Source organism: Nocardia sp. NPDC003979 (genome assembly GCF_053605015.1).
Map to the genome: position 1 here is coordinate 96,497 of NZ_JBSGIJ010000004.1, position 23,692 is coordinate 120,188.

Genomic DNA, 23,692 nt, shown 5'->3' on the forward strand with positions numbered 1-23,692 from the left:
GGCGAGCGTCCATGTTGTTCTAATGTTCATCGAAACGCGCTGGATGCGGTGCCGTAGCGGCCGGGGTGTTGTGCTTCGATCGAGCGGTCGACGGGTGAACTCGGAAAGGTGAGCATGGACGAGCAGCTCAACGTGCGGTCGAACGGTCTGGGCAGGCGCGAGGTTCTCGCGGGCGCGGCCGGTGTCGTCGCGGGTCTGACGTTGGTCGGGCTCACCCCGGCCGGTGCGGTGCCCGCCGCGGTGGCGAAATTCCCGCCGACGGCGGGGCGCGGGGTGCGGGTGCTGGTCACCGGTGATGCCGGGACCGGGACGCGCACCCAGTGGGCCGTGGCCGACGCAGCACGAGAATTCCATGCGCGCGAACCGTTTTCACTTGCCGTCGGGCTCGGGGACAACATCTACGACTCCGGTCCGAACGGGCCCGACGACATCCAGTTCGCGACGAAATTCGAGGACCCCAACACCGGCCTGGACTTCCCGTGGGCGATGGTGCTCGGCAACCACGACACCAGTTCGGTGTTTCCCGGCGACGGCGGCTGGTTGCCGCGCGGCAACCACGAGGTGGCCTACCACGCCCATTCGCCGCGCTGGTGGATGCCGAGCCGCTACTACTCGCTGCGGGTACCCGAGCAGAACCCCGTCGTGGAGTTCTTCGTTCTCGACGTGAACCCCCTGGCCGCCTACATCCCGCCCGTGTTCGACCCGTACTGGGCGGTCGACGGCCCCTACATGAACGAACAGCGCGCCTGGCTCGACCGGGCCCTGGCCGAGTCGACCGCGCAATGGAAGATCGCCTGCACCCATCACCCCTACCTGAGCAACGGCTCCCACGGCGACGCGGGCAACTACGAGGGCCTGCCGATCGAACCGCTCAACGGCATCCACGCCAAACGCTTCTTCGAAGACCACGTCCTGGGCAAGGTCTCGCTGCTGCTGTCCGGCCACGACCACACCATGCAGATCCTCGAACCCACCCCCGCCACCAAGGGCACCCGCCAGATCGTCTCCGGCGCCTCGGCCAAAACCTCCACCGGCCAGCCCGGCGAACCCGCCGGCCGCCACAACGCCCTCTACCAAACCCACCACGAACTGGGCTTCATGGTTCTGGACCTGCACCCCGACTCGATGCGCGCCCGCGTCGTCACCGTCGACCCGGCCACCGCAATCGGCACCCAGGTCTTCGACCGCCGCCTCGCCTGAACCGACTCCGACTGAGCTTCGCCGGTTGTGCGGCTGACGCCTACCGGGCCTTTCCTGGTGGCTGGTCGACGAGGATGATCGGAGAATGGGCTTCTATACCGATCGAGTTCTTCCGCACCTCACCGACAAGGTGTGTGGGGCGCGGGTGAACGACTCGCTGCGGCGGCGGGTGTGTTCCGGGTTGCGGGGGAATGTGGTGGAGGTGGGGTTCGGGTCCGGGAACAATGTGGGGTTCTATCCCGAGACGGTGGAGCGGGTCAGTGGGGTGGAGCCCGCTGATGTGGGGTGGAAGATCGCGGCGAAAAAGGTTGCGGCCAGCCGGGTTCCGATCGAGCGAGCCGGGTTGGACGGGCAGGCGCTGCCGTTCGTGGACGGCAGTTTCGACACCGCGTTGTCGACGTTCACGTTGTGCACGATTCCCGATGTCGCGGCGGCGCTCGCCGAGATCCGGCGGGTGCTCGAGCCTGGCGGCACCTTGCATTTCGTCGAGCACGGGTTGGCGCCCGACGAGTCGGTTCGGGTGTGGCAGCACCGGCTCGATCCGATCCAGCAACGGGTCGCCGGTGGATGCCATCTGGCGCGCGACATCCCGGCACTGATCGCCGATGCCGGATTCGAAATAGTGGAACTCGACCGGTTCTACCAACCCGGTGCCCCGAAAGCCTTCGCCGCATTGTCGCTGGGTGTCGCCCGTTGAGCAGGGGTTGAAATCACCCGGAAATCATCGGTTGGCCAGGGACAGCGCCATCGATAGCGTGCGAGCATGACCAGTCAGCTCGCGGCCTTGAACAGCATTTCCGAAGCGACAGCGAAAGCGGTGGCCCTCGATCCGACCGATGCGCACGTGGTGTTCCGTGCGGCGGCGACGCCCGAGGGCACGGTGGGCAGCGTGGTCACCGCGCGCACCCACACAGTGCGCGTCGACGAACCGCCCGCGCTCGGCGGCGCCGACACCGCCGCCAATCCGGTGGAGGTGTATCTGGCGGCACTCGTTTCCTGCCAGGTGGTGACCTACCGATTCTGGGCGGAGCGACTCGGGATCAGCGTCGAGGATCTCGCGATCACCGCCGAAGGCGACCTGGATGTGCGCGGGTTCTTCGGCATCGACGACACGGTGCGTGCGGGGTTCCAGGCGGTGCGGGTCACCGTGCGGATCAACGGCCCCGAGACACCGCAGCGCTACGCGGAACTGCGAGAAGCCGTCGACGCACACTGCCCCGTGCTGGATTCGACGACCGGCGCCACCCCGGTGAAGACCACCCTCGAGGTCGGCTGACTCACCGTTCCGTCGGGCGAACCGCCGTACTGGTGAGGAACTCGGTGACAGCGGCGGCGACCGCGTTCGGCTGGTCGAGCATCGACAACACGTAGGCGTCATCGATCTCGACCAGGCGGGCGCGGGGGATCAGGTCGGCAAGGCGACGGCCGTGCTCGCGGGGCATCACCTTGCCCGCCGACGACCACAGGATCAATGCCTCACCCCGGAAGTGTCGCAGCGCTTCGGTTGCGGTGATCAATTCGGCCTTGGCGAAACCGGAGCGGGTGTAGGCGAGCAGGTCGCGGCGGATACCGGCATCGCGCAGACCGGGGTCGGTCCAGGCGCGCACGAGCTCGTCCGACAGAGGGAATTTCGCCATCCAGCCGAACAGCAGTGGAGTCTCGCGCAACCAGCGCACGCGCAACTGGCGCAGAGCCAAGGTGATACCGCCCGGCAGGTAGGAGGCGAGGATCGCGGATTTGCCGGGCAGGCCGGGCGGGAAGTTGTCGAATGCCTCGCTGGGGAAGACGATCAGCCGACCCACCCGGTCGTCGAGACCGTAGGCGGTCAGGAACAGGCCACCACCCCAGTCCGAGTGCACGAGGGTGACGTCGTGTAGGTCGAGAGCGGTGAGGAAGTCCGCGATCAGCTGATTCAGCCCGCGCAGACTCAGGTCGGTGCCCGGTCGCAGTGGCTCGGGGTGCGCTCCCAACGGCAGATCCGGCAGCACATAGCGGAACCCGGCGGGCAGCAGATCGATGACCGAATCCCAGACCCGGTGGTTCATCAACAAGCCGTGCAGCAGCACGACCGGCGGTCCCTCCCCACGCTCTGTGTAGTGGACGCGGCCGGCGGGCAGTTCGACGGACGGCATGAGAACCTCCAGTTAGAGCGAACACTCTAGTGCGTTTGCTCTAGTCTGGAGCGGTGAGGGAGAAGATGTCAACGCCCACCCGGGAACGCCTGGTCACCGCCGTCGCCGAACTGATGCGCACGCACGGGTACAGCGCGATCACGGTCAAGCAGATCACCGCCGCCGCCGACGCGCCGATGGGCTCGCTCTACCACCACTTCCCGCAGGGCAAACCGCAGATCGCCGCAGTGGCCCTGCGCGATTCCGGTGCCGCCTACATCCAGTTGCTGCCGCTGCTGATGGACCCGCACGAGGACCTCGCCGTCGCGGTGTCGTCCGCGTTCGCCGACGCCGCCCGCACGCTCGAGGAATCCGGGTGGATCAATATGTGTCCCGTGGGGACCGTGGCGGGCGAGATCGCCGACTCCGAACCGGACCTGCGGGAGGTGGTGGCCGAGGTCGTCGCGGACTGGATCGACCAGGGCACCACGTATTTCGTGCGTCGTGGATTGGTCGAGGACGAAGCACGCGATCTTGTGCTGGCGATTCTGTCCGCACTGGAAGGGGCGTTCGTGCTCGGCCGGACATTGCGTTCGGCCGAACCGCTGCTGGCGGCCGGGAAGGCGATGCGGGCCCGGGTCGAGGCAGTGCTGCTTCGGGTCGAGTCGTAGTTCTTACCGAGCGCGAAAGACGATGCGCGCTACCAGGGCTCGATGGTCGGCGCCGGGTAGATCGACGGTTTCCACGTTCGTGGCGTGCGCGTCGGCGAGCAGGAAATGGTCGATGCCGACCAACGGGGGTATCGATTTGTCTGTCGGATAGGTGACCAGATGACCCGCGCCCGCCTGGGCGGCCGCGTCGGCGTAGCGACCCGAGGCGATAGCGCGGAACCGGGCATGGTCGTGGGTGGCATTGAAATCGCCGCCGACGAGCACCGGACGATCGGCGGGCGCGCCGTCCAGCACCTGCCGGAGCCGGGACAGTTCATCGGCCCAGACGCGCGTGTCGTAGATCGGGGGCACCGGGTGGAAGGCATACACCGAGACCGGACCGACCTCGGGAACGGTGGCAGTCGCCGAGATCTGGTTGAGGACGTACCCGTCGTATTCGACGGCGTCGGACAACGGGTATCGGCTCCAGATCCCGGTCCCGCTCGCGGTCCGGCCGGGTGCCAGGTAGCGGTACGGGAGCAGGGCATCCAGACCCGCACGACCCAGGTCATCGACCGCCGGGCGGGTGAGCTCGTTGACGGTGAGCACAGCGATATCCCGCGCTCGCACCTCGTTCACGAGCACCACCGGATCGGCACCGTCGAACAGCAGATTGGCCTGCATCGCCATGATCGCCGGCCCCTCGCCACCACCATCGGCGAAGTACAGCGGTGCCTGTGTCGCCAGACCGGCGGCGACCGAAATCCCCGCCACCCCGGCAGCCACCCACTGCTTGAGGCCCGCGAAACCAACGGCCCCCACCACCGCACCGCACATCAGATACGGTGCCGCCGACGCCGCCAACACGACCGGCTCCGCATCCCACCGCGAAAAATGCAACGCCACACCGGCGATTCCGGCCAGCGTCGCCACCCCGGCACCCACCCCGACCCCGATCCGAACAATCCGCGCGCTCACCACGCCAGCCAAACACGTGCAGCGAGACTTTCCGAACTCAGGGGCTCGGTGGGACCTCACATTCGTTCCCGCTGTCTCGTCGGACTACCGAAACGGTCCGAAGGGCGCGGAAGGAGATGTGGGATGTCGGGTGAGAGCGAGATCAGGGAGTTTTTGGAAAGTCGTACCCGGGCGCACGAATCGAAGGATATCGACGCGGCGATGTCGTTCTATGCGGAGGACATCGTCTACTACGATGCTGTCGCGCCGCTGCGGTTTACGGGAACCGAGGAGGTGCGGGCCAACTTTCTGCGGTGGTTCGACGGGTACGACGGGCCGATCGATCTGCAAACACATGAGCTGGCGATCGCCGTCGACGGAGACGTGGCCTTCGCCAACATGCTCCATCTGGATTCCGGCAAGCACAAAGGCGGCATCGAATTGTCGATCTGGGTGCGCGAAACCGTCTGCCTCCGGCGGGTGGACGGCCGATGGGTGATCACGCACGAGCACATCTCGATTCCGATGAGCCCCAAATCCTTTCAAGTCTGGTGCGCGCCGAGCAAAGACGCGCCCGCCGATGCGGGCAGGACCGTCTTCGGTCTCGCGGCGAGGGCGCTGCTGGCGCGATTCGGTGTGCGCAGGACAACCGGCGGGTCGGTGTGATCGAGACGACCACACCGACCCGCTCCGGTTTCGGTTAGGCGCGCGCGGGGCGTTCCGTGAGCAGTAGCGCGGCTGTCAGAACGACGAACAGCATTGCCGAAATGTGCACGGTCAGCGCTGTTGTCACCGTTCCGCCGTGCGTCACCACGGCCAGCGCGTCACCGAACGGGATCACGGCATTGATCAACACGATCCAGCCGAGAACGCGACGGTGGCCGAGGGCGAGCACCAGGAACGCCACCGCGGCGGTGGAGATGTCGCGTACGCCCTTGACGACGAAATAGCCGTCGGCATTGCCGGTGGGCCACGGCGTGATACCGAAACCGGCGGGCGAACTCTCGGGAGCGAGCAGGAAGCTCAACCCGAAATACAACGGTGCCGCCGCGCAGATCACGGCCATCACGGTGGTGACCCGATACCTCGTGACCACCTTTCGTCCCACTGTGCCGATCCGCATGCCCTGGGTGCTGATGCTCATACTGTCCTGCCTTTCAACGGGTTTCGATGTGAACGAGACTGCTCGCCGAGCTTTGGAAGGCAGTTGGAGCCGACTTGGAGGCGTGCGGGTCGGCGCGCGTACGATATGGCTGGTCATGGTCTTGATCCGGGTGTTGGGCTCGTTCGCGGCCGAGGTCGGCGGCGAACCGCTTCCCCTCGGTGGCCCGCGTCAACGCGGTGTGCTCGCACTGCTGGTGGCCGCGCGCGGGCAGGTGGTGCCGGTGGACCGGCTGGTCGAAGATCTCTGGCGTGGGGAAGCACCGTCGCGGGCATTGGCGTCGTTGCAGGCGTATGTGTCGAACTTGCGCCGCCTGCTGGAACCGGACCGACCACCACGGGCGCCGGCCCGTCTGCTGGTGAGCGCCGCACCTGGTTACGCGCTGCACCTGCCCGAGCACGCGGTGGACGCCTGGCGTTTCGAGGAACTACTCGAACAAGCCCGCACACTCACCGATCCCGAGGACACGCGCGCCCGGCTGGACGAGGCATTGGCGCTGTGGCGCGGTCCCGCGTTCGCCGAGGTCGCCGACGAGCCGTGGGTGGCCGCCGAAACAGCACGGCTGCACGAGTTGCGCCTGGTCGCGCGCGAACTACACATCGATGCAGGTCTGCGCCTGGGCAGGGCCGCGACGGTCGTCCCCGACACCGAGACCCTCACCCGCGACGAACCCCTACGCGAGGAAGGGTGGCGGCTGCACACCCTGGCGCTGTGGGGCAGTGGGCGTCAGGCCGATGCGCTGAGCGCGCTGCGTCGCGCCCGAACCCTGTTCGCCGACGAGCTCGGCCTCGACCCGGGCCCGGACCTGGTGGAACTGGAAGAGGCGATCCTGGCTCAGCGCACGGACTTCCTGCGTGCGGCGGTTCCGGTGGCACCCTCCCAGCGGACGGTACTGCCCAGGAGCCGGAATGCGCCCGAAGATTCAGCAGGTGCGGTCGGCAGCCGTGAGGTAGAGGTGGGCAAAGTCGGCCCCGGCGCGGTCGACGCCGGCGAAGTCCGCCCCGGCGCGGCCGGACCAGGTGCGGTCGACCCGGGGAAGAATCACTCCGGGAGCGCCGGATCACACTCAGCGTCAACGGCATTCGACAACCGCCGGTCGCCCACCCCGTTTGTCGGACGCGACCACGAACTCGCAGCCCTGACCAGAACCGCCGAGCAAGCGATCACCGACGGCGCGAGAACCGCCCTGATCACCGGCGAAGCGGGACAGGGCAAGTCGACCCTGCTCGAGCACCTCGCCATGACACTCACCCGCGACGGATGGCTCGTAGCCGCCGGGCGCTGCCCCGACGTCGACAGCGCACCACCGGCCTGGGCATGGGTCGAAGTCCTGCGAGCGATCGCCGAAAGCGCTGCGCCACAAGCGTTCTCCGACGACCTGGCGCCGCTGCTGGCGGACTCCGTGCCCGCGCACGGTGACGCGGCAGCCGGCCGATTCCGGCTCCGCCGGGCCGTGTGGACCTGGCTCGCGGCGGCCGCCGCCGACCGACCGGTTGCCGTCGTCCTGGACGACTTGCACTGGGCGGATGCCGCCACCCTGGAACTGCTCACCGGCGGCATCGACACCAAGGCCCCGATCCTGATCGTGGCCGCCTACCGTTCTGACGAAAGCGAGCGCCTCACCGAAACACTCGCCACCCTGGCCCGCACCGCCCCGCTGCGGCTCGACCTGCCCGGACTCGACCGCGATGCCGTCGCCGAACTCGTGCGGGCCGAATGCGACACCGACGACTCGACCGTGGCCGGAATCGCCGAAAGAACCGGCGGCAATCCCTTCTACGTGCGCGAGACCGCCCGCCTGCTCAACGGTGAAGGTGCTTTGGTCGCGCTCTCGGAGGTTCCCGAGGGTGTCCGCGACGTGCTGCGGCGACGGCTCGCACGGTTGCCCGACAGCGGTGTATCGGTGCTGCGGTTGGCGGCGGTGGCCGGTCGGGAATGCTCGGTCGACGTGCTCGTGCGCGCCGCCGACACCGACGAGGACGGCGTGCTCGACGCCGTGGACGCGGGCGTCATCGCCGGGCTGCTCGACGAACCGGGGCCCGGTCGGGTCCGGTTCGTGCACGCCCTGGTCAGAGACACCCTGGTCACCGGTGTCAGCCGGGCGCGCACGACGAGGATGCATGCGCGGATCGCCGAGGCTCTCGAAGGCTCCGGCGACATCGTCGCCCTGGCACACCACTGGGCGCGGGCCGGATCGCCGAATGCCGTCGGATACTGCGTGCAAGCCGCGGAACTGGCCGAGGCGCGCTACGCCCACGATGTGGCGGTCGTGCTCCTCACCGACGCCGTCGCCGCTGCCCGCGAACCCGACGAACGGATGGACCTGCTCGGCAGACTGCTGCGAGCACAGGTCAGGGCCGGGTCCATCGCGGGCGCAAGGCGCACGCGCGAGGAGGCCGTGGCGTTCGCCGAGTCGCTGGGACGTGAGGATCTGATGATCGCCGCGTTCACCGCCTGGACCGAACCGACGCCGTGGCAGTCCCGGATGTACGGCACGATCGACCGCCCGATCGTCGAACGGCTCGCCCGGTTGCTCACCCGCACCGACCTCGACCGCGACGTGCGCGCCCATCTGCTCATCGCCTACACCCACGAACTGGTCGGCGAAGACGGTCCGACGGTCATGCCCGCGGCCCTGGAAGCACTCGAGTCGGCGACCTCCCCGCGTCTGCGTGCCGCCGCCCTGCTGATCCTGGCGCGCGCCTCGGGCCGCCAGGAGTACTCGCGGGAACTCCTGGCGATCGGCACCGAACACGACCTGCCCGTGTACCGCATCACCGCCCTGCTCAACCTGGCCGCCGGCGCTGCCGCCGCCAACGATCCGACGACCATGCGTCGCGTCAGTGAACAAGCGCGCGACCTGGCCCGCGCCTACCGGATGCCCGAAGCGGTCGGCGCAGCCGAGATCGCCCTGGCGACACTGGTACTGATCGAGGGACGGTTCGCCGACGCCGAACGCCGCTACATCACAGCCACCCAGCGCATGGAACGCGCCGGGTCGGTGCACGCCGCCGGGTTTCTCCGCATCGCCCGCGCGGCGATCTGGATCAACGACGGCACCCTCGGCGCCCACCTGGACGAGGTCCGCGCCTTCCACGCCGCGCTCGGCCCGATGGTCACCGACCTGCTGACACTGGCCCTGCACGCCGCGGGTCGCGGCAACGAAGTAGTGCCCACACCACCGGCCCCGATCCGAGCCGACTTCTTCTTCACCTTCCTGACGAGCCTGCGCGCGCTGGCCCTGATCGCCGTGAACGACCGCGACGGCGCCGAACGGGTCTACACGGACCTGCTGCCACACCGCGACGGTCCGCCCGCGGGCGCGGAGAGCGTGTCGCTCGCCGTGCGCCCGGTCGCGCACGTACTGGGCGAACTCGCGGTGTTCCTCGGTCGTAGCGACGAGGCGGCCGCGCATTTCGCTCGGGCAGCCGACATCGCGGAAATGTGGAATGCCCCGCACTGGTCAACCACGGCCAGGGCCCGCGCCGCCGCGGCGATCCGTAGCTGACACAGCAGGTCACGGCGACGTCCGAGTCGGTTCCAACTCCCTTCCAAGTCGTGCGAGCAGGCTGGAATCCACCAGCACTGATGGAGGAGCGAATCATGAACACAGCAGGCACTTTCCGGGCCGCCGTCGTCCGCGCACCCGCCGGACCAGACTCGATCGAGATCATCGACGTCCCCGTCGTCGAGCCCGGACCCGGTGAGGTTCGGGTGGCTGTCGCGGCCGCACCCGTCAACCCCACCGACCTCGGTGTCGTCAGCGGCTTCTTCCACGGTCTCGGGATGATCGACCAACCCGTACACACCGGACTGGGCTGGGACTTCGCCGGCACCGTCCTGGCCACCGGACCCGGTGTGGACCTGGCCGTCGGGACCCGAGTCGCCGGTGTCGTGCTCGGCTTCGACCGCGACTTCGGCACCTACGCCGAACAACTCGTCGTGCCCGCCACCGACCTCGCCGTCGTGCCGGACGGGCTCGACCTGGTCCCGGCGGCCACGGTGCCACTCAGTGGTCTGAGCGCCGCACAGATCGTCGACATGCTCGGCGACGCACCCACCGACGGTGACCGGCTGCTGGTGATCGGAGCCGCCGGTGCCATCGGGGCCGGTGTCGCCGCGCTCGCACCCGACCGCGGCTGGCGGGTCACCGGTCTGGCCAGAGCGGCCGACGAACAGTTCGTGCGTGGACTCGGCGCCGACTTCGTCACCGCGGTCGAACCCGGGTGGGACGCGGTCGTCGACGCCACCCCGCAACAGACGTGGGGCCTGAAACCGGTCCGCGACAGTGGCGTGTTCGTCGGTGTCCGGCCCAATATCGTGCCCGCGGTGGAGCGGGGGATCACCGTGAACGTGCTGATGGTGCGATCGGACGGACCACGCTTGGGGCAGCTGCTCGCCCTCGCCGCGGCAGGCCGATTGCCCACGCGGGTGCACGCGGTCCTGCCGCTGGACCGGGCTGCCGAGGCCCACCGCGCCATGGCCGAAGGTGGGGCGCGCGGTCGTTACGTGCTCGAACCCTGAGCTCGGCCGGGCGCGGACAGGCCGAGGGTGGTTTCGAGGTGGTGTGCCCACCACTGTGCGTGCGCGTCGAAGGTCGCGGCGGCGTCGGTGAGCCCGGCGCTGCGCCGGAAAGCGTTGCCGTAGCGGACATCCATCGCCACAGCCTGATGCAGAGCCGCGACCGCGTGGCGGGTGTCGTCGAGGGAACTGTCCGGTGGGCGGGCACGGTGCAGGGCCTCGACGACGGGGTCGAGCATGCCGCTGCCCCGGTCACGCCAACCCGCGGCGTGCAGGGCGACGGCCAGATCGGCGTAGCCGCCGCGGTAGAAGTCGTGGAGTGCAGTGATGAGTGCGGGCAGGTCGGCGTTGTCGTCCAGCCACGCCGCGACGATGTTCGCGAGGCCCGCTCGAAGCCGGCGGCCGCCGTGCCGCAGAAGTTCGGTGAGCAGGGTCTGCCGGTTCCGGAAGTGATGGGTGACGCCCGCGTCGGTCATGCCGACACGGGCGGCGACCGCACGAACCTGCACGGCCGCGGGACCGCCCTCGGCCAGAAGCGTCGCGGCGGCGTCGAGGATCGCCTGACGCGCCTCCGCAGGACGCCTCCGCACTCTCGGCATGCTCACATCGTCACACTACCTTGACCCACCAAGGCAGCAAGGCCTACCGTTACCTGGACATGTCAAGGTTTGGGATACCGCGATGATCCATACCGATATCGTCCTCGGCGACGTCACACTGCGCGCCACGGTCCGTGGCCACGGACCCACGGTCCTGCTGCTGCATGCCGGGGGAGAGCGTCGCGGCGTGTGGTCGCCGATCGCGGCACGGCTCGGGGCGCGTGGCTACCGCACCGTTGCGGTCGACCTGCGCGGCCACGGCGAGAGTTCCGGGCAGGTCACCACGCTTCGGCCGCTCGCCGACGACGTGGCCGCGCTGATCGGCCGTGAATCCGGACCCGTGGTGGTCGCCGGAGCCTCCCTCGGTGGCTTCGCCGCCATGGCGGCGCTGGCCGAACCTGCCGTCCGGTCCAGGGTCGCCGGACTGGTCCTCGTGGACGTCGTTCCCGATCCGGACCCGGAGCCGACACGAACCTGGTTGCGCGACCAGGGCTTCGGCGCGAGTCTCGAGGACCTCACCGACGACATCCTCGGATCCGGGCCCGCATTGCTCACCATCATCGGCACAGTGGACCAGCCCATCCTGCTCGTGCGCGGCGCCCGCTCCTTCCTCGCCGACGACGATGTGCACCGTCTGCGCCGGGCGAACCGGCGCGTCACCACCGCCGTGATCGCCGAAGCAGGGCACCTGGTTGCCCGCGACGCGCCGGAAGAACTCGCGGATCTCATCGCGGTGCACGCCGATACCTGTCTCGACGAGGACACCGTGCGCGTGGCATTCGAATTCCAGCGAGCACTCGGCGCCGAACGCGTCGAGCACCCGGGCGGGAACCTGCTCGCTCACCTGCGGCGCGTGCACACCATCACCGCCGAGTGGAACGCCCCACGACGCACCCGGCTCGCCGCGATCTGCCACGCCAGCTACGGCACGGACGGGTTCGCCACGGCACTCTTGCCGACCACGCGGCGACACCGATTGACCGAGGTGATCGGTTGTCCTGCCGAGGAATTGGTCTACCGCTACGGCGCCTGCGCGCGCACACCGACCTACCGTGAACTCGGGAAACCGTCACTGCGGGTCACCGACCGCTTCACCGGCGGGGCGATCACGATCACCGGGGCCGACCTGCACGACTTCGCCGTCCTCACCATCGCCAACGAACTCGACGTGGCGCGTCACGCCCGCTTCACGCCGGACATGCGGCGAGGAATCCGCGATCTCGTCAACGCCCTCGCCCACCACGCACCGCGAGAGGCGGCGAAAGCGCTCGCAGACGAGGCGTTGGCCGCGACTGTGCGAGGCTCCTGAGGGCTTGCCTCCGCTCGTCGCTACTCGGCGCTGGTGTAGAAGTCGGCCACGCGGTCGGCGACCGTGCGGGCAGTCGCCGGATCGGTCCCGGCGGTAGTGTGCGCGTCGCCCCAGGCGCTCGCGGCGCGCCGGATGTACTCGGCGCCTTCCGGTGTGGCCAGCAGCTTTTCCAGCTCCGCCGGGGTCGCCCTGTCGTCACCGGACAGGAAAAAACCCACTGCCAGGAACGAGATTTCCCAGCCGACGCCGGTGGCGCCGGGGCCGTAGGTTCGCCAGTGTTCGTTGTCCGGCACGGTGTGGGTGAGCTCGAGGGTCGCCCCATCCTCGGTGCCGGTGATCGTCACCTCGACCACGCTCGTGTCGTCGCCGTACTCCCAGGTGATGCGCAGCCGTGTCGGCGCGACGCACTCTTCGATGGTGCCGGTCGTTCCGCTGCCGTCGAGGCGGTAGCGGCCGCCCTCCCGCAGCTCACCACCGACCGGCTCGAACCACCGTGACAGGCGCCGCGGGTCGGTGCACGCTTCCCACAGGTCCTCGGTGGTCGTGTCGTAGGTCCGCGCGAGCCGCACCTGTTTCGACGGCCCGAGATCTGTCATGGTGCGGTTGATCTGATCGATGATGTCGAGCATTGCCGTCTCCTTCAGCTGCGTCGCTCGCGTTTGCCGCGGGCGATCTCGGTATCGAGGGCGTCGAGCCGGGTCTGCCACAGGTGGCGGAACCGGTCGAGCCATTCGTCGGCCTGCCGCATACCGGCGCTGTCGACCGCGTAGAGGCGCCGGGTGCCTTCCGCGCGAACGGTCGCGAACCCGTTCTCCCGCAGTACCCGCAGGTGATGCGACACCGCGGGGTGGGAGATCGGGTATTCCTGTCGCACAGCGTCACTGATCGCGCCCGCACCGCATTCCCCGGCGGCGAGCAGTTCCAGAATCCGGCGGCGAACCGGATCCCCGAGGATGTCCAAAGCGTGCACCCCCTTATTTAAGCACAGATTTAATTAAGCCAACATCTAAATATCGGGGTGAGGCCTACACGGGGCGCGTCCAGACGACGAACAGTGGTAGGAAAGGGGCGTGGTGGCATCTGGTGAAAGTTCTGGAGTCGATCGACGGTCTCGCGCGGAAGACGAGGTGGTGGGGCTGGTCAGTACGCTGATCCGGTTCGACACCTCCAATACCGGTGAGCTCGCGACCACCAAGGGCGAACGAGAGTGTGCCGAGTGGGTCGCGGCGCAACTGCAGGAGGTGGGGTACGAGACCGAGTACGTCGAATCGGGAGCGCCGGGGCGCGGCAATGTGTTCGCCCGCCTGCGCGGGGCCGACCCGAGCCGGGGTGCGCTGATGATCCACGGACATCTCGACGTGGTTCCCGCCGAAGCGGCCGACTGGAGCGTGCACCCGTTCTCAGGGGCCGTGCAGGACGGATACGTGTGGGGGCGCGGCGCTATCGACATGAAGGACATGGTCGGGATGACCCTGGCGCTGGCGCGCCAGTTCAAGGCCGAGGGCACCGTGCCGCCGCGAGACCTGGTCTTCGCGTTCCTCGCCGACGAGGAGAACGGCGGCAAATGGGGTTCGCAGTGGCTGGTCGACAACCGGCCCGACCTGTTCGACGGCGTCACCGAGGCCGTCGGTGAGGTCGGCGGGTTCTCGCTGACCGTGCCGCGCCCGGACGGCACCGAACGCAGGCTGTACCTGGTGGAGACAGCCGAGAAGGGTCTCGGTTGGATGCGGTTGCGGGCCAAGGCTCGGGCGGGTCACGGGTCGTTCCTGCACGAGGACAACGCGGTCACCATCCTGGCCGACGCGGTGGCCCGGCTCGGGAAACACACCTTCCCCGTGGTGCTCTCGGACTCGGTGGCCGAATTCCTGGCCGCCGTCACCGAGGAAACCGGCCTGCAGTTCGACCCGAACAGTCCCGACATCGAAGGTCAGCTCGCCAAGCTGGGCACCATCTCCCGCATCATCGGTGCCACCCTGCGCGACACCGCCAACCCGACGATGCTCTCGGCCGGGTACAAGGCCAACGTGATTCCGCAGACCGCCGAGGCCGTGGTCGACTGCCGGGTGGTGCCAGGGCGTCAGGCCGCGTTCGAACGCGAGGTCGACGAACTGATCGGCCCCGACGTGGAACGCGAGTGGATCACCAAACTCGACTCCTACGAAACCACCTTCGACGGCCACCTCGTCGACGCCATGAACGACGCGGTGCTGGCCAACGACCCCAACGGGCGAACCGTGCCCTACATGCTCTCCGGCGGCACCGACGCGAAAGCGTTCGCCCGCTTGGGAATTCGCTGCTTCGGTTTCGCGCCGCTGCAGCTGCCGCCGGACCTCGACTTCACCGCCCTGTTCCACGGCGTCGACGAACGGGTACCGGTGCAGTCCCTGGAATTCGGCACCCGGGTGCTGGAACACTTCCTGCTGAACAGCTGAACCCGCGGGCCCAGCCGCCAACAACACAGAGAGGCCGCTATGACCTACAACCCGTACGACGCGCTGCCGAAGGTACCGTCGTTCACCCTCACCTCCACCGACATCACCGACGGTCAGCCGCTGGCCAACGATCAGGTCTCCGGGGTGTTCGGCGCGGGTGGCAAGGACATCTCCCCACAGCTGAGCTGGTCCGGATTCCCCGAGGGCACACAGAGTTTCGCGGTCACCGTGTACGACCCGGACGCCCCGACCGCGTCGGGATTCTGGCACTGGGCGGTCGCCAACATCCCCGCCTCGGTGACCTCGCTCGACACCGGTGCGGGCAGCGAGGGCGGCACCCTGCCCGCCGGTGCGGTGTCGTTGCGCAACGACGGCGGGTTCCCCGGGTTCGTCGGTGCGGGTCCGCCGAAAGGCCATGGGCCGCACCGGTATTTCGTGGTCGTGCACGCCGTCGACGTGCCCGAACTCGAAGTCGGCCCCGATGCCACCCCGGCCTACCTCGGGTTCAACCTGTTCTTCCACACCCTGGGTCGTGCCACCCTCGTCGGCACCTACGAACAGCACTGAAAACACCGGTGGCCCCGCACGGATGCGGAGCCACCGGTTCTTTCGGACCTACTTCACGTTCACGACGCCCGCGGGCGGTTCGGCCGCGTAGAGCTCGGCGATCCGGTCGGCGTATTTGTTCGCGATGGGGGTGCGCTTGAGCGACATCTTCGGGGTCAGCTCGTCACCACCGGGCTCCCACAGCGTCTCCACGATGTGGAACCGCTTCACCTGCTCCACCCGCGACAGCTTGCGGTTGCCCGCGAGCACCGCCTCCTTGACCTCCTCGATGATCTCGGGGCGACGCGACAGCTCGGCCAGGGTGGCGTCGGTGGCACCGAACTCCTTGGCGCGCAGGGCGGCGACATCGGGATCGAGCATGACCAGGGCGGTGATGTAGGGGCGGGCGTCGCCGATCGCGACGGCCTGACCGATCATCGACGAGGCCGCCTTCATAGCGTTCTCGATATTGGAGGGGGCGATGTTCTTGCCCGCCTCGCTGATGATGAGCTCCTTCTTGCGGTCGACGATGCGCAGGTAGCCGTCCGCGTCGAGCGTGCCCACATCGCCGGTGTGCAGCCAGCCCGCGTCGTCGATGGCTTCGGCGGTCTTGTCGGGCATATTGCGGTAACCGCGGGTGATGATCGGGCCACGGATGAGGACCTCGCCGTCGGCGTCCAACCGCAACTCGACCCCGTCCATGACGCGACCGACCGAACCGGGGCGCGGTTTGTCGATCTCGGTGAACGTGCCGACACCCGAGGTCTCCGACATGCCCCACACCTCGCTCACCGAGAAGCCGAGGCCGAGGAAGTACTCGAGAGTTTCCGGCGGCACCGGGGCGGCACCGGAGGCGGCGACCTTCAGTTCGGCGAAACCGAGCGTGTCACGCAACTTCGACAGCACCAGCGCGTCGGCGATCTTGTGCTGCACACCGAGCAGCAGCGACGAGCCCTCGCCCGCCAGCTTGGCGCGCGCATCGGCGACGCCGACACCGATCGCCCAGTTGGCCAGCGCCTTCTTCACCGGGCTCGGTTCCACGGCGAGCTTGTTCTCGATTCCGGTCTTGATCTTCTGCCACACCCGTGGCACGCCGAAGAACACCGTCGGGCGGGCGTCGGGCAAGGCGGCGGCGATCTCACGCGGATCGGGGACGGTGGTGATCTGCACACCGGTGAGCAGGCTGATCGCGTGCGCGGAAATGCGGTCGGCGACATGGGCGGCGGGCAGATACGACACCGCGCGGTCGTCGAAACCGACCGGCAGCGGGCCGGAAACCAGGCCGACGACCTGGGCGATCACATTGCTGTGGGTGAGCTCCACGCCCTTGGACGGGCCGGTGGTGCCCGAGGTGTAGATGAGGGTGGCCAGGTCGCCGGGCTCCACGGCCTGCCAGGCGGCGTCGAAATCGAAGTCCGGCAGCGGGTCCGACTCGAGCTGGGTGAGGGACACGGTGTTCTCGGCGGTGCCGTCGACGAGGACCGTGTGCGCGATCTCGGCGCCGGATTCCCGGATCACATCGAGGAAGGCCTGCTCGGTGACGACGACCTGGTTACCCGCGTTGGCGAACACGTGCGCGATCTGCTCCGGCGAGCTGGTGTTGTACACCGAGAACGGGGTGGCGCCCAGGTGCAGGGCGGCGGTGTCGACCAGGTTGAACTCGGGCCGGTTGGTGAGCATGATGCCCACCGAATCGCCGTGTCCGACACCGAGTTTCGCCAGGCCGGCGGCCAGGGCGCGCACCCGGGTGGCGTATTCGGACCAGGTGATCTCCTGGGTGCCGCCGACGGTGCGCAGCGCGATCTGGCCGGGCCGCAAGGCGGCGGTCTGCTGGAAGGCGGCGGGTACGGTGTGCACCGTGACCCCGGAAGCGTGCGCGAAACCGATCTCTGTCATATCCCTGTTCCCATAGGCCGAGCTGAAGTGCCGAACCAATGAGACGACCTTCCTCGCATCATCTCGAGGCGAAGGCGTCAAAAGTGGCACGGCTCACATATCGTAGCCGGATGCCGGGAATCCCGGGGCGTTTACCTGCGGCGACCGGGCCACCACCACGTCCGGCGGCGGGTGCCGGCGACCAGATCGTCGACAGGGATGGTGTGGTGACGGTGCACGCGTTTGGCCTGCAGATACCGTCTGCCGCGGGTCGAGGAAAGGGTGATCGTCAGCGGTACCGGGTCCACTTCGATGCCCGCGTCGGTCAGGGCCCGGCATTTGTCGGGGTTGTTGGTCAGCAGGCGTACCCGGCGCAAGCCCAGCTCGGCGAGCGCGTCGGCGGCGGGTGCGAAACGGCGGGTGTCGGCGGGCAGGCCGAGGCGCTCATAAGCCTGGAACGTGTCGGCGCCCGACAATTCGCTTTCCCGGTACCCCCTGGCCTTCCAGATCAGGCCGGCGCCGCGCCCCTCCTGCTCCAGGTAGACCAGCACACCGCAGCCCTCGGCTTGGATACGGTCCATCGCGGTGCGCAGTTCGGCGCCGCAGTCGCAGTCGTCGGAGCCCAGGCTTTCGCCGTAGAGGCAGCGTGAATGCAGCCGCACCAGGCACCCGTCGCCGGGATCACCGAAAACCAGTAGATGCCCGCCGTCGTCGGGGTCGGGGATCTCGACGACCCGCACCGGAAGCTGCCCGCCCGCACGGCCCAACCGGTGGGCGGTGTCGGACCCGGCGCGTGTGCTCGCGGCACTGCCGAACGACAGGATGGTCAACGATCCTCCGAGGTGGGACGGGGTGCGGTGCGACGCCGCGACTTTACCCCCGGATCAGGCGCGCGGCGCGTACAGGCGCACGATGCGATCGATGTCGTCGACACCGGGCATGGTCACCGCGACCGCGCCCAGCTTCTGGGTCGGAATCATCGCGGCGGTGGCCCAGGTGAAATCGGCTGCGGTGAGCGCGGTTCGGCTGTTCACCAGCCGATGCGCCAGCGCCCCGGTGAACGCCGCCGCCGCACCGACGGAGGCCTTGAGCACCTGCGGGAAGTGATCGATGACGGTGTTCACCGCGTCGGAGGCAACCACGCACTGGAAGTTCTCGACTGTGCACACGGTGCCGACGCCGAGCCCGCGCAGTAACCGGGCGATGTCGTCGCCGGACTCGGCGGGCACGTCGGGTAGCAGCGCGGCGAGTTCGGCGGCCGTACCGACGAGGTAGTCGACGGCGCCGAAATGCTGGTACAGCCCCTGGGGAACCGGCATCGACGGGGTGGGACACACGATCACGGGTGGTTTGGGTTGCAGCTGCGAGACCGTGGCCAGCACCTGTTCGATCACCGCCGGGGGCTGCTCGAAACTCAGGATCACCACATCCGAGGACTCGAGGGCGGCACGCAGTTCGGGGCGGTGCAGGTCCTCGTCCTGCAACTGCACGCGGGTGTCGCGGCACCCGATCATCCGCGATTCGCCGTTGGGGGCCAACACGACGGCGGTCACCAGCGACGGCGCGAACAGGACCACCTTCACCAGATCCAGGTGCACGCGCTCGGCTTCGAGGAACTCACGGATGCGGCGGCCGTACTCGTCGTCGCCGACCGCGCACACCAGGTGCACGTCGATGCCGAGCCGGGCCGCCGCCACCGCCCGGTTGAGGCCTTTGCCGCCGGGATGGCCGGTGAAGCTGCCGCTGGCCGCGCTGGTGGCGGTGGGAAAGTCGTCCACCCGGTACAGGTGGTCGATCACCGCGTCACCGAACACCGTCACCACCCCGCGCTGGGCGGGCGGCGGCGCGGTCGGCGCGGGCGCGGCGGGCTGAGCCATCGGATAGCCGGAGTCGGCGGCGAGCAGCCCGGCCAAGGCAGTGAACGCGGCGTGTTCGGCGACGGTGCGCAGGCGTTTGACGGTGGGAGTCTCGGGGATCGGGTCGACATCGAGCAGGGTGTGCAACGCGACCCACTGTTCGGTCAAGGCCTCTCGACGTTCGCCGAGGTTGTCCGCATACAGGCGATCGACATCGACACCGACGCCCGGCCGGTCCCGCCACAGCCCCAGACACAGGGCGGCATCGACGATGAGCCGATCGGTCGGGGAGAGCCACTGGGCGACCTCGCGCACCACCGGCAGGATCGCGGCTTCGACACTGTCACCGGTTCGCCTGGCGTGCCTGCGCACCGACAGCAGCTCGAGCAGCGGCGCGGCGTCGATTTCGGTGTGGCGCAAGCGTTCCGCGCTCAGGCCGGAGTATTTGCCGAGGCGCGTGAGAATGCTGCGGATAGCGGCGACACGGGCGTCCTGGGGAACCATCGACATGTCTGCCTCCCGTCACCTGACGACCCGCGACCACGCGGGCGCCGGACTGCGATCGCCACAATGCCGGGTTTGCCACGCCCGGTTTGCGGCAATTACCTCTCTACAATGGCAATTGACCCGGACAAAAGGCAAATGCCACACTGGGTTACGGGGGAGCGCCCGCCCCGCCGGACACCCGGACAGGTGAAGCGCCCGCCGGGGAAGGCAGGTCCGCGATGATTTTCCGCACCGACGACACCATGCGCAGCGACCGCACACCGGAATACGCCGAACGCGTCGGCCCCGATTCCTGGACCCTGAGCTGGTTGCCCGGCTATCTGCTCACCACGGAACAGGCGCGCGCGGGCATGGAACTGGACGAACTCGTCAGCGATCTCGGCATGGCCTACGACCGCATCGCCCACGCCGAGATCAGCGCCCGCGCCGACATCCTCGGCATGATGTGGCAGCAGGCGCTGATCAAACTGGCCAAACGACTCGACGCGCGCGCCGGTCGCGAACCCGCGGGCGAATCGTTCCACGATCCGCCCGACCGCCGGGTCGGGTGGGGGCCGCCGAAATTGCCGCACGGCGACCGTGCGCGGAATGTGTACTACGGGTGAGGTTCAGGCCTTCGCGGTGCGGTGTTCGGCGCCGACGGCTTGGGCCAGGGAGGTGAAACCGCCCGCGCGCAGGTTGGCGGCGATGCCGCGATGGATGCGGGTGGTCCAGAAGGGGCCGCCGTAGATGAAACCGGTGTAGCCCTGCAGCAGGGTGGCACCGGCGAGGATGCGCTCCCAGGCCTGCTCGGGGGTTTCGATTCCGCCCACCGAGATCAGGACGAGCTTGTCGCCCACGCGGGCGTAGAGGCGGCGCAGGACCTGCAGGGAACGCTCGGCCACCGGGGCACCGGACAGCCCGCCCGCGCCCATCGCCTCGACCTCGGCGGCGGGAGTCTTCAGGCCGTCGCGGCGGATGGTGGTGTTGGTGGCGACGATGCCGGCCAGACCCAGCTCGACGGCGAGGTCGGCGACGGCGTCGATGTCGTCGTCGGACAGGTCGGGGGCGATCTTCACCAGCACCGGCACCGACACCACCTCGAGGACCGCCGCCAGGATCGGGCGCAACGATTCGACCGCCTGCAGATCGCGCAGGCCGGGGGTGTTGGGGGAGGACACGTTGACCACGACGAAGTCGGCCAGCGGACCGAGCAGGCGCGCGCTGGTGGCGTAATCGGCTGCGGCCGCATCGGGTTCGACGACTTTGGTCTTACCGATGTTCGCGCCGATCGGCACCGTGGGGTGCGCGCCGTGCAGGCGGGCGGCCGCGGCGGCCGCGCCGTGATTGTTGAAACCCATGCGGTTGATGAGGCCGCGATCGGCCGACACCCGGAACAGCCGCGGGGCGGGATTGCCGGGCTGGGCCTGGGCGGTGACGGTGCCGATCTCGGCGAACCCGAAGCCGAGCGACCCCCAGGTGTTCGCGCCGTCGGCGTTCTTGTCGAAACCGGCGGCCAGCCCGAGCGGCGCGGGGAAATCGACACCGAACGCGGTGGTCGCCAGGATCGGGTCCTCGACGACGGTGAGCTTGCGCGCCAGCCACCGCGTGGGCGGGAACCAGGTCGCGAACCGCAGGGCCGCGAACACCAGGTGGTGCACCCGCTCCGGCGGGATCAGGAACATCAAACGTAATAGCAGGGCGTACATGGGTCGGCTCACAATCCGGGTTCGGGCACAGGGAGGACGGCGGTCTTGCGGCGGCGCAACAACACCCGGCGGCTGCCGTCGGTGTAGGCGCGCACTCGCGACAGTTCCCAGCCACCGAATTCGGCCTGGATGGCCAACCGCATGGAGGCGGAGACCCGGGTGACCTCCGGTGGCAGGCGAAGCGGCACGTATTCGTAGTCGTCGTTGCTGGTCTCCCAGCTCGGGGGAGTCGCCATCACAGCCCTCTCTTCCGCTGTCCGGCCCCGATCCGCTGCAGGCCCTCGCCCGCGGCCGAGGCGACGAACAGGTCGCCGGTGCGTTCGTCGACGGCGATCGCGTCGGGCTGGCGCACGGTGGTCAAGCGGTCGACCTCGACACCGATGCCGGTCGACAGGTCGTACCCGACGACCTCGTTGCTCTCTGTGCACGACACCCAGACCGTGTCCGAGCGCGGATCGTAGGCCAGGGCGTAAGGCGCCGATGCTACCGGGAACCGCTGACGCAGCACGAGCGGACCGGCCGAGTAGACGAGCAGTTCACCCCCGTCGGTATCGGCGACGAGGATGCGGCCGTGCGGGTCGGCCAGGGCATTGGTCGCGCCGTCGCCCGCGCGCAGCATCAGGCCGAGCGCGTCGGTGCCGACACCGACGACGGCGGTCTGTTTGCGGTCGAGGACGGTGATGGCGTCGCCGGTGACCGCGAGCGCGTCGGCCGAGACCAGACCGGTGACGGTGCGGGTGACGACGCCGGTGGGGTCGAGGACGCGGACGGTGCCGTCGGCGGTGCCGACGACCAGGGTCGCGTCGGGCCGGATCTGCACACTGCGCACGTCACCCTCGACGGGCAGTTCGGTGATCGCGCCCGAATCGGCACGCACCCGCAGCACCCGGCGGTCGGCGGCGACGAGCACCTCTCCGGCCGTCCCCTGCGCCAGGGCGGCGCCCGCGACGGGCAGGGTGACCCGCTGGGTGCCCGCCGAGTCGATCAGGGCCAGCGTCGTGCCCGCGGTGTCGAGCGCGGCGAGCCGACCGGTCGCCCGTTCGGCCAGTAGCGCTTTCGTTGCCGGCAGCGGCGTGACACTCCCGGCCGGGACACCTGCCACGACGGGCGAGACCGCGGCGGTCGCCGGTTCCCGGGTCGGCACAGAGGGACCGCTGTCCTCACCCGCGCAACCGGTGGCCACCACAAGTGCCGCCAGCAACGTCGAGGCGACCGAGCCACGAAGGCGCATGCACCGAACTCCTTCAATTCCGCACGAGATGACCACAGATCACCATCTGACCATGATGACTCACCAGTAGCTCCGACCGGGTGGCCCGCGCCGCGACGTCGGTGACGCGCGTTACTGTTGACGTGTCGACAACTGATCGCCCCTCGCAGCGGCAGGAGAACACACGATGACCGAGCCCACCGCGTCGGGTTTCGGTATCGATGACCTCTCACTCGGCCCGTTCGCCCACGGTTTCGGCACCACCGACGACGGACGGCCCTTCGCCTTCCGCACCCGGCGCGCCACCCTGACCGTTCAGATATACCGTCCCGACCTGGGCGAAACCGTGCCAGGCTCGGCCGATGTGGTGGCCCAGGCCGGCGCGCAGGTCACCGATATCGACCTCGACGACGAGCGAAGCGTCGTCGCGTTCGTGCGCGACCTGATCGAGCACGCGCAGCCCGTGCATCGACCCGAAACCAGTGTTCGCGGCATCCTCGGCCGGATCGGTGCCGTCATTGATGGTATGTAGATGGTGATGTCTTCCACACTTTTCGCCAGGGCCGCTGCGGCCACCGCCTGCCTCACGGCCCTCGCCGTCCTCGCCGCCTGCGGTGGGACCGACGAGGCCTCGGTCGACGCCGCACGGTCCTCGGCCAACGCCTCCCTGTCCTCCTCGGTCGCGATCTCGTCGAGCAAGGCCAACGTGCCGCTGCCGACCGCCGCCGAACTCGACGCGCAGATCAAACGCGCGCTCGACCCCAACCTGCCCGACGACGAACGCACCGCTCTCATCGAGGACGGTGCCGCGTTCAAGGACGCGATCCCCGACATGTACAAGGCGCTGCGCGACAACCCGCACGCCGTGTACGGGGTCGTGGACCCGGTGTTCGACAACCGCGACGGCACGCTCACCGCGACCATGCGCCTGGACAAGGACGGGTCGGGCACCAATGTCCGCACCACCATCGTGCATTTCGTGCTGATCGACGGGAAGTGGAAGATCTCGCGCACCGATCTGTGCGGCATCCTGCGCTCGGCCGACTACCGCACCGCCGCCTGCGGCTGA

25 protein-coding genes are annotated in these 23,692 nt (G+C 68.8%); 13 read left to right on the forward strand and 12 right to left on the reverse strand.

The genetic code is table 11. The features are described from left to right. Window positions 1-114: 114 nt before the first annotated feature. The 3 genes from ACWEVR_RS10160 to ACWEVR_RS10170 all read left to right on the forward strand — a co-directional run bounded on the left by ACWEVR_RS10160 (window position 115) and on the right by ACWEVR_RS10170 (window position 2,476). Window positions 115-1,200: a metallophosphoesterase gene (locus ACWEVR_RS10160; RefSeq protein ID WP_452466636.1), complete on the forward strand. Its 1,086-nt coding sequence runs from the start codon at window positions 115-117 to the stop codon at window positions 1,198-1,200. Window positions 1,201-1,285: 85 nt separating this feature from the next. Then, window positions 1,286-1,897 (forward strand): class I SAM-dependent methyltransferase, encoded by a 612-nt coding sequence (locus ACWEVR_RS10165; protein WP_452466637.1) that lies wholly within the window; start codon window positions 1,286-1,288, stop codon window positions 1,895-1,897. 66 nt (window positions 1,898-1,963) lie between these two features. Continuing rightward, on the forward strand, window positions 1,964-2,476 hold the full coding sequence (locus ACWEVR_RS10170) for an OsmC family protein (RefSeq protein ID WP_452466638.1): 513 nt from the start codon (window positions 1,964-1,966) through the stop codon (window positions 2,474-2,476). 1 nt (window position 2,477) lies between these two features. On the opposite strand, the gene ACWEVR_RS10175 is transcribed toward ACWEVR_RS10170, so the two are convergent. Then, window positions 2,478-3,332, reverse strand: a complete 855-nt coding sequence (locus tag ACWEVR_RS10175; RefSeq protein ID WP_452466639.1) for an alpha/beta fold hydrolase — start codon at window positions 3,330-3,332, stop codon at window positions 2,478-2,480. Window positions 3,333-3,397: 65 nt separating this feature from the next. Between ACWEVR_RS10175 and ACWEVR_RS10180 the strand changes: the two genes are divergently transcribed. After that, window positions 3,398-3,982 carry a TetR/AcrR family transcriptional regulator gene (locus ACWEVR_RS10180; RefSeq protein ID WP_452466640.1) on the forward strand — a complete coding sequence of 195 codons (585 nt, stop codon included), beginning with the start codon at window positions 3,398-3,400 and terminating at the stop codon, window positions 3,980-3,982. A gap of 3 nt (window positions 3,983-3,985) precedes the next feature. On the opposite strand, the gene ACWEVR_RS10185 is transcribed toward ACWEVR_RS10180, so the two are convergent. Beyond that, entirely contained in the window at window positions 3,986-4,939 is a 954-nt protein-coding gene (locus ACWEVR_RS10185; protein ID WP_452466641.1) for an endonuclease/exonuclease/phosphatase family protein, read from the reverse strand. Between the two features lie 123 nt (window positions 4,940-5,062). Here ACWEVR_RS10185 and ACWEVR_RS10190 point away from each other — a divergent pair, with 123 nt between their 5' ends. Beyond that, on the forward strand, window positions 5,063-5,584 hold the full coding sequence (locus ACWEVR_RS10190; protein WP_452466642.1) for a YybH family protein: 522 nt from the start codon (window positions 5,063-5,065) through the stop codon (window positions 5,582-5,584). A 34-nt stretch (window positions 5,585-5,618) separates the two neighbouring features. Here ACWEVR_RS10190 and ACWEVR_RS10195 read toward each other — a convergent pair whose 3' ends face one another. Next, window positions 5,619-6,062: a DUF4267 domain-containing protein gene (locus tag ACWEVR_RS10195; RefSeq protein ID WP_452466643.1), complete on the reverse strand. Its 444-nt coding sequence runs from the start codon at window positions 6,060-6,062 to the stop codon at window positions 5,619-5,621. A 115-nt stretch (window positions 6,063-6,177) separates the two neighbouring features. On the opposite strand from ACWEVR_RS10195, the gene ACWEVR_RS10200 reads away from it, so the two are divergent. Together ACWEVR_RS10200 and ACWEVR_RS10205 are read left to right on the forward strand one after the other, a co-directional pair. Further along, on the forward strand, window positions 6,178-9,588 hold the full coding sequence (locus ACWEVR_RS10200; protein ID WP_452466644.1) for a BTAD domain-containing putative transcriptional regulator: 3,411 nt from the start codon (window positions 6,178-6,180) through the stop codon (window positions 9,586-9,588). Between the two features lie 95 nt (window positions 9,589-9,683). Next, a complete protein-coding gene (locus ACWEVR_RS10205) occupies window positions 9,684-10,604 on the forward strand; it encodes a zinc-binding dehydrogenase (protein ID WP_452466645.1) in 921 nt (306 codons plus the stop codon). Here ACWEVR_RS10205 and ACWEVR_RS10210 read toward each other — a convergent pair. After that, window positions 10,586-11,200, reverse strand: coding sequence for a TetR/AcrR family transcriptional regulator (locus ACWEVR_RS10210; protein WP_452466646.1), 615 nt, complete (start codon window positions 11,198-11,200; stop codon window positions 10,586-10,588). The genes ACWEVR_RS10205 and ACWEVR_RS10210 overlap by 19 nt on opposite strands. 82 nt (window positions 11,201-11,282) lie before the next feature. Here ACWEVR_RS10210 and ACWEVR_RS10215 point away from each other — a divergent pair, with 82 nt between their 5' ends. Further along, a complete protein-coding gene (locus ACWEVR_RS10215) occupies window positions 11,283-12,509 on the forward strand; it encodes an alpha/beta fold hydrolase (RefSeq protein ID WP_452466647.1) in 1,227 nt (408 codons plus the stop codon). A 20-nt stretch (window positions 12,510-12,529) separates the two neighbouring features. On the opposite strand, the gene ACWEVR_RS10220 is transcribed toward ACWEVR_RS10215, so the two are convergent. Both ACWEVR_RS10220 and ACWEVR_RS10225 read right to left on the reverse strand, forming a co-directional pair. Then, window positions 12,530-13,138: an SRPBCC family protein gene (locus ACWEVR_RS10220; RefSeq protein WP_452466648.1), complete on the reverse strand. Its 609-nt coding sequence runs from the start codon at window positions 13,136-13,138 to the stop codon at window positions 12,530-12,532. An 11-nt stretch (window positions 13,139-13,149) separates the two neighbouring features. Next, window positions 13,150-13,479, reverse strand: coding sequence for an ArsR/SmtB family transcription factor (locus ACWEVR_RS10225; protein WP_181695986.1), 330 nt, complete (start codon window positions 13,477-13,479; stop codon window positions 13,150-13,152). 100 nt (window positions 13,480-13,579) lie between these two features. On the opposite strand from ACWEVR_RS10225, the gene ACWEVR_RS10230 reads away from it, so the two are divergent. Together ACWEVR_RS10230 and ACWEVR_RS10235 are read left to right on the forward strand one after the other, a co-directional pair. Next, window positions 13,580-14,941, forward strand: a complete 1,362-nt coding sequence (locus tag ACWEVR_RS10230; protein ID WP_452466649.1) for a M20/M25/M40 family metallo-hydrolase — start codon at window positions 13,580-13,582, stop codon at window positions 14,939-14,941. Window positions 14,942-14,980: 39 nt separating this feature from the next. Beyond that, window positions 14,981-15,508 (forward strand): YbhB/YbcL family Raf kinase inhibitor-like protein, encoded by a 528-nt coding sequence (locus ACWEVR_RS10235; protein WP_452466650.1) that lies wholly within the window; start codon window positions 14,981-14,983, stop codon window positions 15,506-15,508. Window positions 15,509-15,556: 48 nt separating this feature from the next. Here ACWEVR_RS10235 and ACWEVR_RS10240 read toward each other — a convergent pair whose 3' ends face one another. The 3 genes from ACWEVR_RS10240 to ACWEVR_RS10250 all read right to left on the reverse strand — a co-directional run bounded on the left by ACWEVR_RS10240 (window position 15,557) and on the right by ACWEVR_RS10250 (window position 19,728). Continuing rightward, window positions 15,557-17,383 (reverse strand): AMP-dependent synthetase/ligase, encoded by a 1,827-nt coding sequence (locus ACWEVR_RS10240; protein WP_452466651.1) that lies wholly within the window; start codon window positions 17,381-17,383, stop codon window positions 15,557-15,559. A 131-nt stretch (window positions 17,384-17,514) separates the two neighbouring features. Then, entirely contained in the window at window positions 17,515-18,192 is a 678-nt protein-coding gene (locus ACWEVR_RS10245) for a GTP cyclohydrolase II (RefSeq protein ID WP_452466652.1), read from the reverse strand. 54 nt (window positions 18,193-18,246) lie between these two features. Beyond that, window positions 18,247-19,728, reverse strand: coding sequence for a PfkB family carbohydrate kinase (locus tag ACWEVR_RS10250; RefSeq protein WP_452466653.1), 1,482 nt, complete (start codon window positions 19,726-19,728; stop codon window positions 18,247-18,249). A gap of 215 nt (window positions 19,729-19,943) precedes the next feature. Between ACWEVR_RS10250 and ACWEVR_RS10255 the strand changes: the two genes are divergently transcribed. After that, a complete protein-coding gene (locus ACWEVR_RS10255) occupies window positions 19,944-20,330 on the forward strand; it encodes a hypothetical protein (protein WP_439264620.1) in 387 nt (128 codons plus the stop codon). A 3-nt stretch (window positions 20,331-20,333) separates the two neighbouring features. On the opposite strand, the gene ACWEVR_RS10260 is transcribed toward ACWEVR_RS10255, so the two are convergent. Genes ACWEVR_RS10260 through ACWEVR_RS10270 form a run of 3 tightly spaced genes read right to left on the reverse strand, consistent with a single transcriptional unit; the run spans window position 20,334 to window position 22,644 of the window. Next, window positions 20,334-21,413 carry a quinone-dependent dihydroorotate dehydrogenase gene (locus ACWEVR_RS10260; protein ID WP_067638349.1) on the reverse strand — a complete coding sequence of 360 codons (1,080 nt, stop codon included), beginning with the start codon at window positions 21,411-21,413 and terminating at the stop codon, window positions 20,334-20,336. A gap of 8 nt (window positions 21,414-21,421) precedes the next feature. Then, the gene (locus tag ACWEVR_RS10265; RefSeq protein ID WP_067638350.1) at window positions 21,422-21,649 is read right to left on the reverse strand and encodes a DUF5703 family protein; all 228 of its coding nucleotides are present in this window, start codon (window positions 21,647-21,649) and stop codon (window positions 21,422-21,424) included. Then, window positions 21,649-22,644 (reverse strand): YncE family protein, encoded by a 996-nt coding sequence (locus tag ACWEVR_RS10270; RefSeq protein WP_452466654.1) that lies wholly within the window; start codon window positions 22,642-22,644, stop codon window positions 21,649-21,651. The genes ACWEVR_RS10265 and ACWEVR_RS10270 overlap by 1 nt, the downstream gene beginning before the upstream one ends. Window positions 22,645-22,810: 166 nt before the next feature. Here ACWEVR_RS10270 and ACWEVR_RS10275 point away from each other — a divergent pair, with 166 nt between their 5' ends. Next, window positions 22,811-23,155: a hypothetical protein gene (locus ACWEVR_RS10275; RefSeq protein ID WP_067638354.1), complete on the forward strand. Its 345-nt coding sequence runs from the start codon at window positions 22,811-22,813 to the stop codon at window positions 23,153-23,155. A gap of 6 nt (window positions 23,156-23,161) precedes the next feature. Further along, window positions 23,162-23,692, forward strand: coding sequence for a hypothetical protein (locus tag ACWEVR_RS10280; protein ID WP_452466655.1), 531 nt, complete (start codon window positions 23,162-23,164; stop codon window positions 23,690-23,692).

Bases quoted from the DNA above. Each gene is read 5' to 3' on its own strand.
- ACWEVR_RS10240 (WP_452466651.1), bottom strand. From the start codon at position 17,383: ATGACAGAGATCGGTTTCGCGCACGCTTCCGGGGTCACGGTGCACACC.
- ACWEVR_RS10280 (WP_452466655.1), top strand. From the start codon at position 23,162: ATGTCTTCCACACTTTTCGCCAGGGCCGCTGCGGCCACCGCCTGCCTC.
- ACWEVR_RS10195 (WP_452466643.1), bottom strand. From the start codon at position 6,062: ATGAGCATCAGCACCCAGGGCATGCGGATCGGCACAGTGGGACGAAAG.
- ACWEVR_RS10210 (WP_452466646.1), bottom strand. From the start codon at position 11,200: ATGCCGAGAGTGCGGAGGCGTCCTGCGGAGGCGCGTCAGGCGATCCTC.
- ACWEVR_RS10200 (WP_452466644.1), top strand. From the start codon at position 6,178: ATGGTCTTGATCCGGGTGTTGGGCTCGTTCGCGGCCGAGGTCGGCGGC.
- ACWEVR_RS10205 (WP_452466645.1), top strand. From the start codon at position 9,684: ATGAACACAGCAGGCACTTTCCGGGCCGCCGTCGTCCGCGCACCCGCC.
- ACWEVR_RS10215 (WP_452466647.1), top strand. From the start codon at position 11,283: ATGATCCATACCGATATCGTCCTCGGCGACGTCACACTGCGCGCCACG.
- ACWEVR_RS10175 (WP_452466639.1), bottom strand. From the start codon at position 3,332: ATGCCGTCCGTCGAACTGCCCGCCGGCCGCGTCCACTACACAGAGCGT.
- ACWEVR_RS10180 (WP_452466640.1), top strand. From the start codon at position 3,398: ATGTCAACGCCCACCCGGGAACGCCTGGTCACCGCCGTCGCCGAACTG.
- ACWEVR_RS10160 (WP_452466636.1), top strand. From the start codon at position 115: ATGGACGAGCAGCTCAACGTGCGGTCGAACGGTCTGGGCAGGCGCGAG.
- ACWEVR_RS10165 (WP_452466637.1), top strand. From the start codon at position 1,286: ATGGGCTTCTATACCGATCGAGTTCTTCCGCACCTCACCGACAAGGTG.
- ACWEVR_RS10235 (WP_452466650.1), top strand. From the start codon at position 14,981: ATGACCTACAACCCGTACGACGCGCTGCCGAAGGTACCGTCGTTCACC.
- ACWEVR_RS10260 (WP_067638349.1), bottom strand. From the start codon at position 21,413: ATGTACGCCCTGCTATTACGTTTGATGTTCCTGATCCCGCCGGAGCGG.
- ACWEVR_RS10190 (WP_452466642.1), top strand. From the start codon at position 5,063: ATGTCGGGTGAGAGCGAGATCAGGGAGTTTTTGGAAAGTCGTACCCGG.
- ACWEVR_RS10270 (WP_452466654.1), bottom strand. From the start codon at position 22,644: ATGCGCCTTCGTGGCTCGGTCGCCTCGACGTTGCTGGCGGCACTTGTG.
- ACWEVR_RS10275 (WP_067638354.1), top strand. From the start codon at position 22,811: ATGACCGAGCCCACCGCGTCGGGTTTCGGTATCGATGACCTCTCACTC.
- ACWEVR_RS10250 (WP_452466653.1), bottom strand. From the start codon at position 19,728: ATGTCGATGGTTCCCCAGGACGCCCGTGTCGCCGCTATCCGCAGCATT.
- ACWEVR_RS10220 (WP_452466648.1), bottom strand. From the start codon at position 13,138: ATGCTCGACATCATCGATCAGATCAACCGCACCATGACAGATCTCGGG.
- ACWEVR_RS10255 (WP_439264620.1), top strand. From the start codon at position 19,944: ATGATTTTCCGCACCGACGACACCATGCGCAGCGACCGCACACCGGAA.
- ACWEVR_RS10170 (WP_452466638.1), top strand. From the start codon at position 1,964: ATGACCAGTCAGCTCGCGGCCTTGAACAGCATTTCCGAAGCGACAGCG.
- ACWEVR_RS10265 (WP_067638350.1), bottom strand. From the start codon at position 21,649: ATGGCGACTCCCCCGAGCTGGGAGACCAGCAACGACGACTACGAATAC.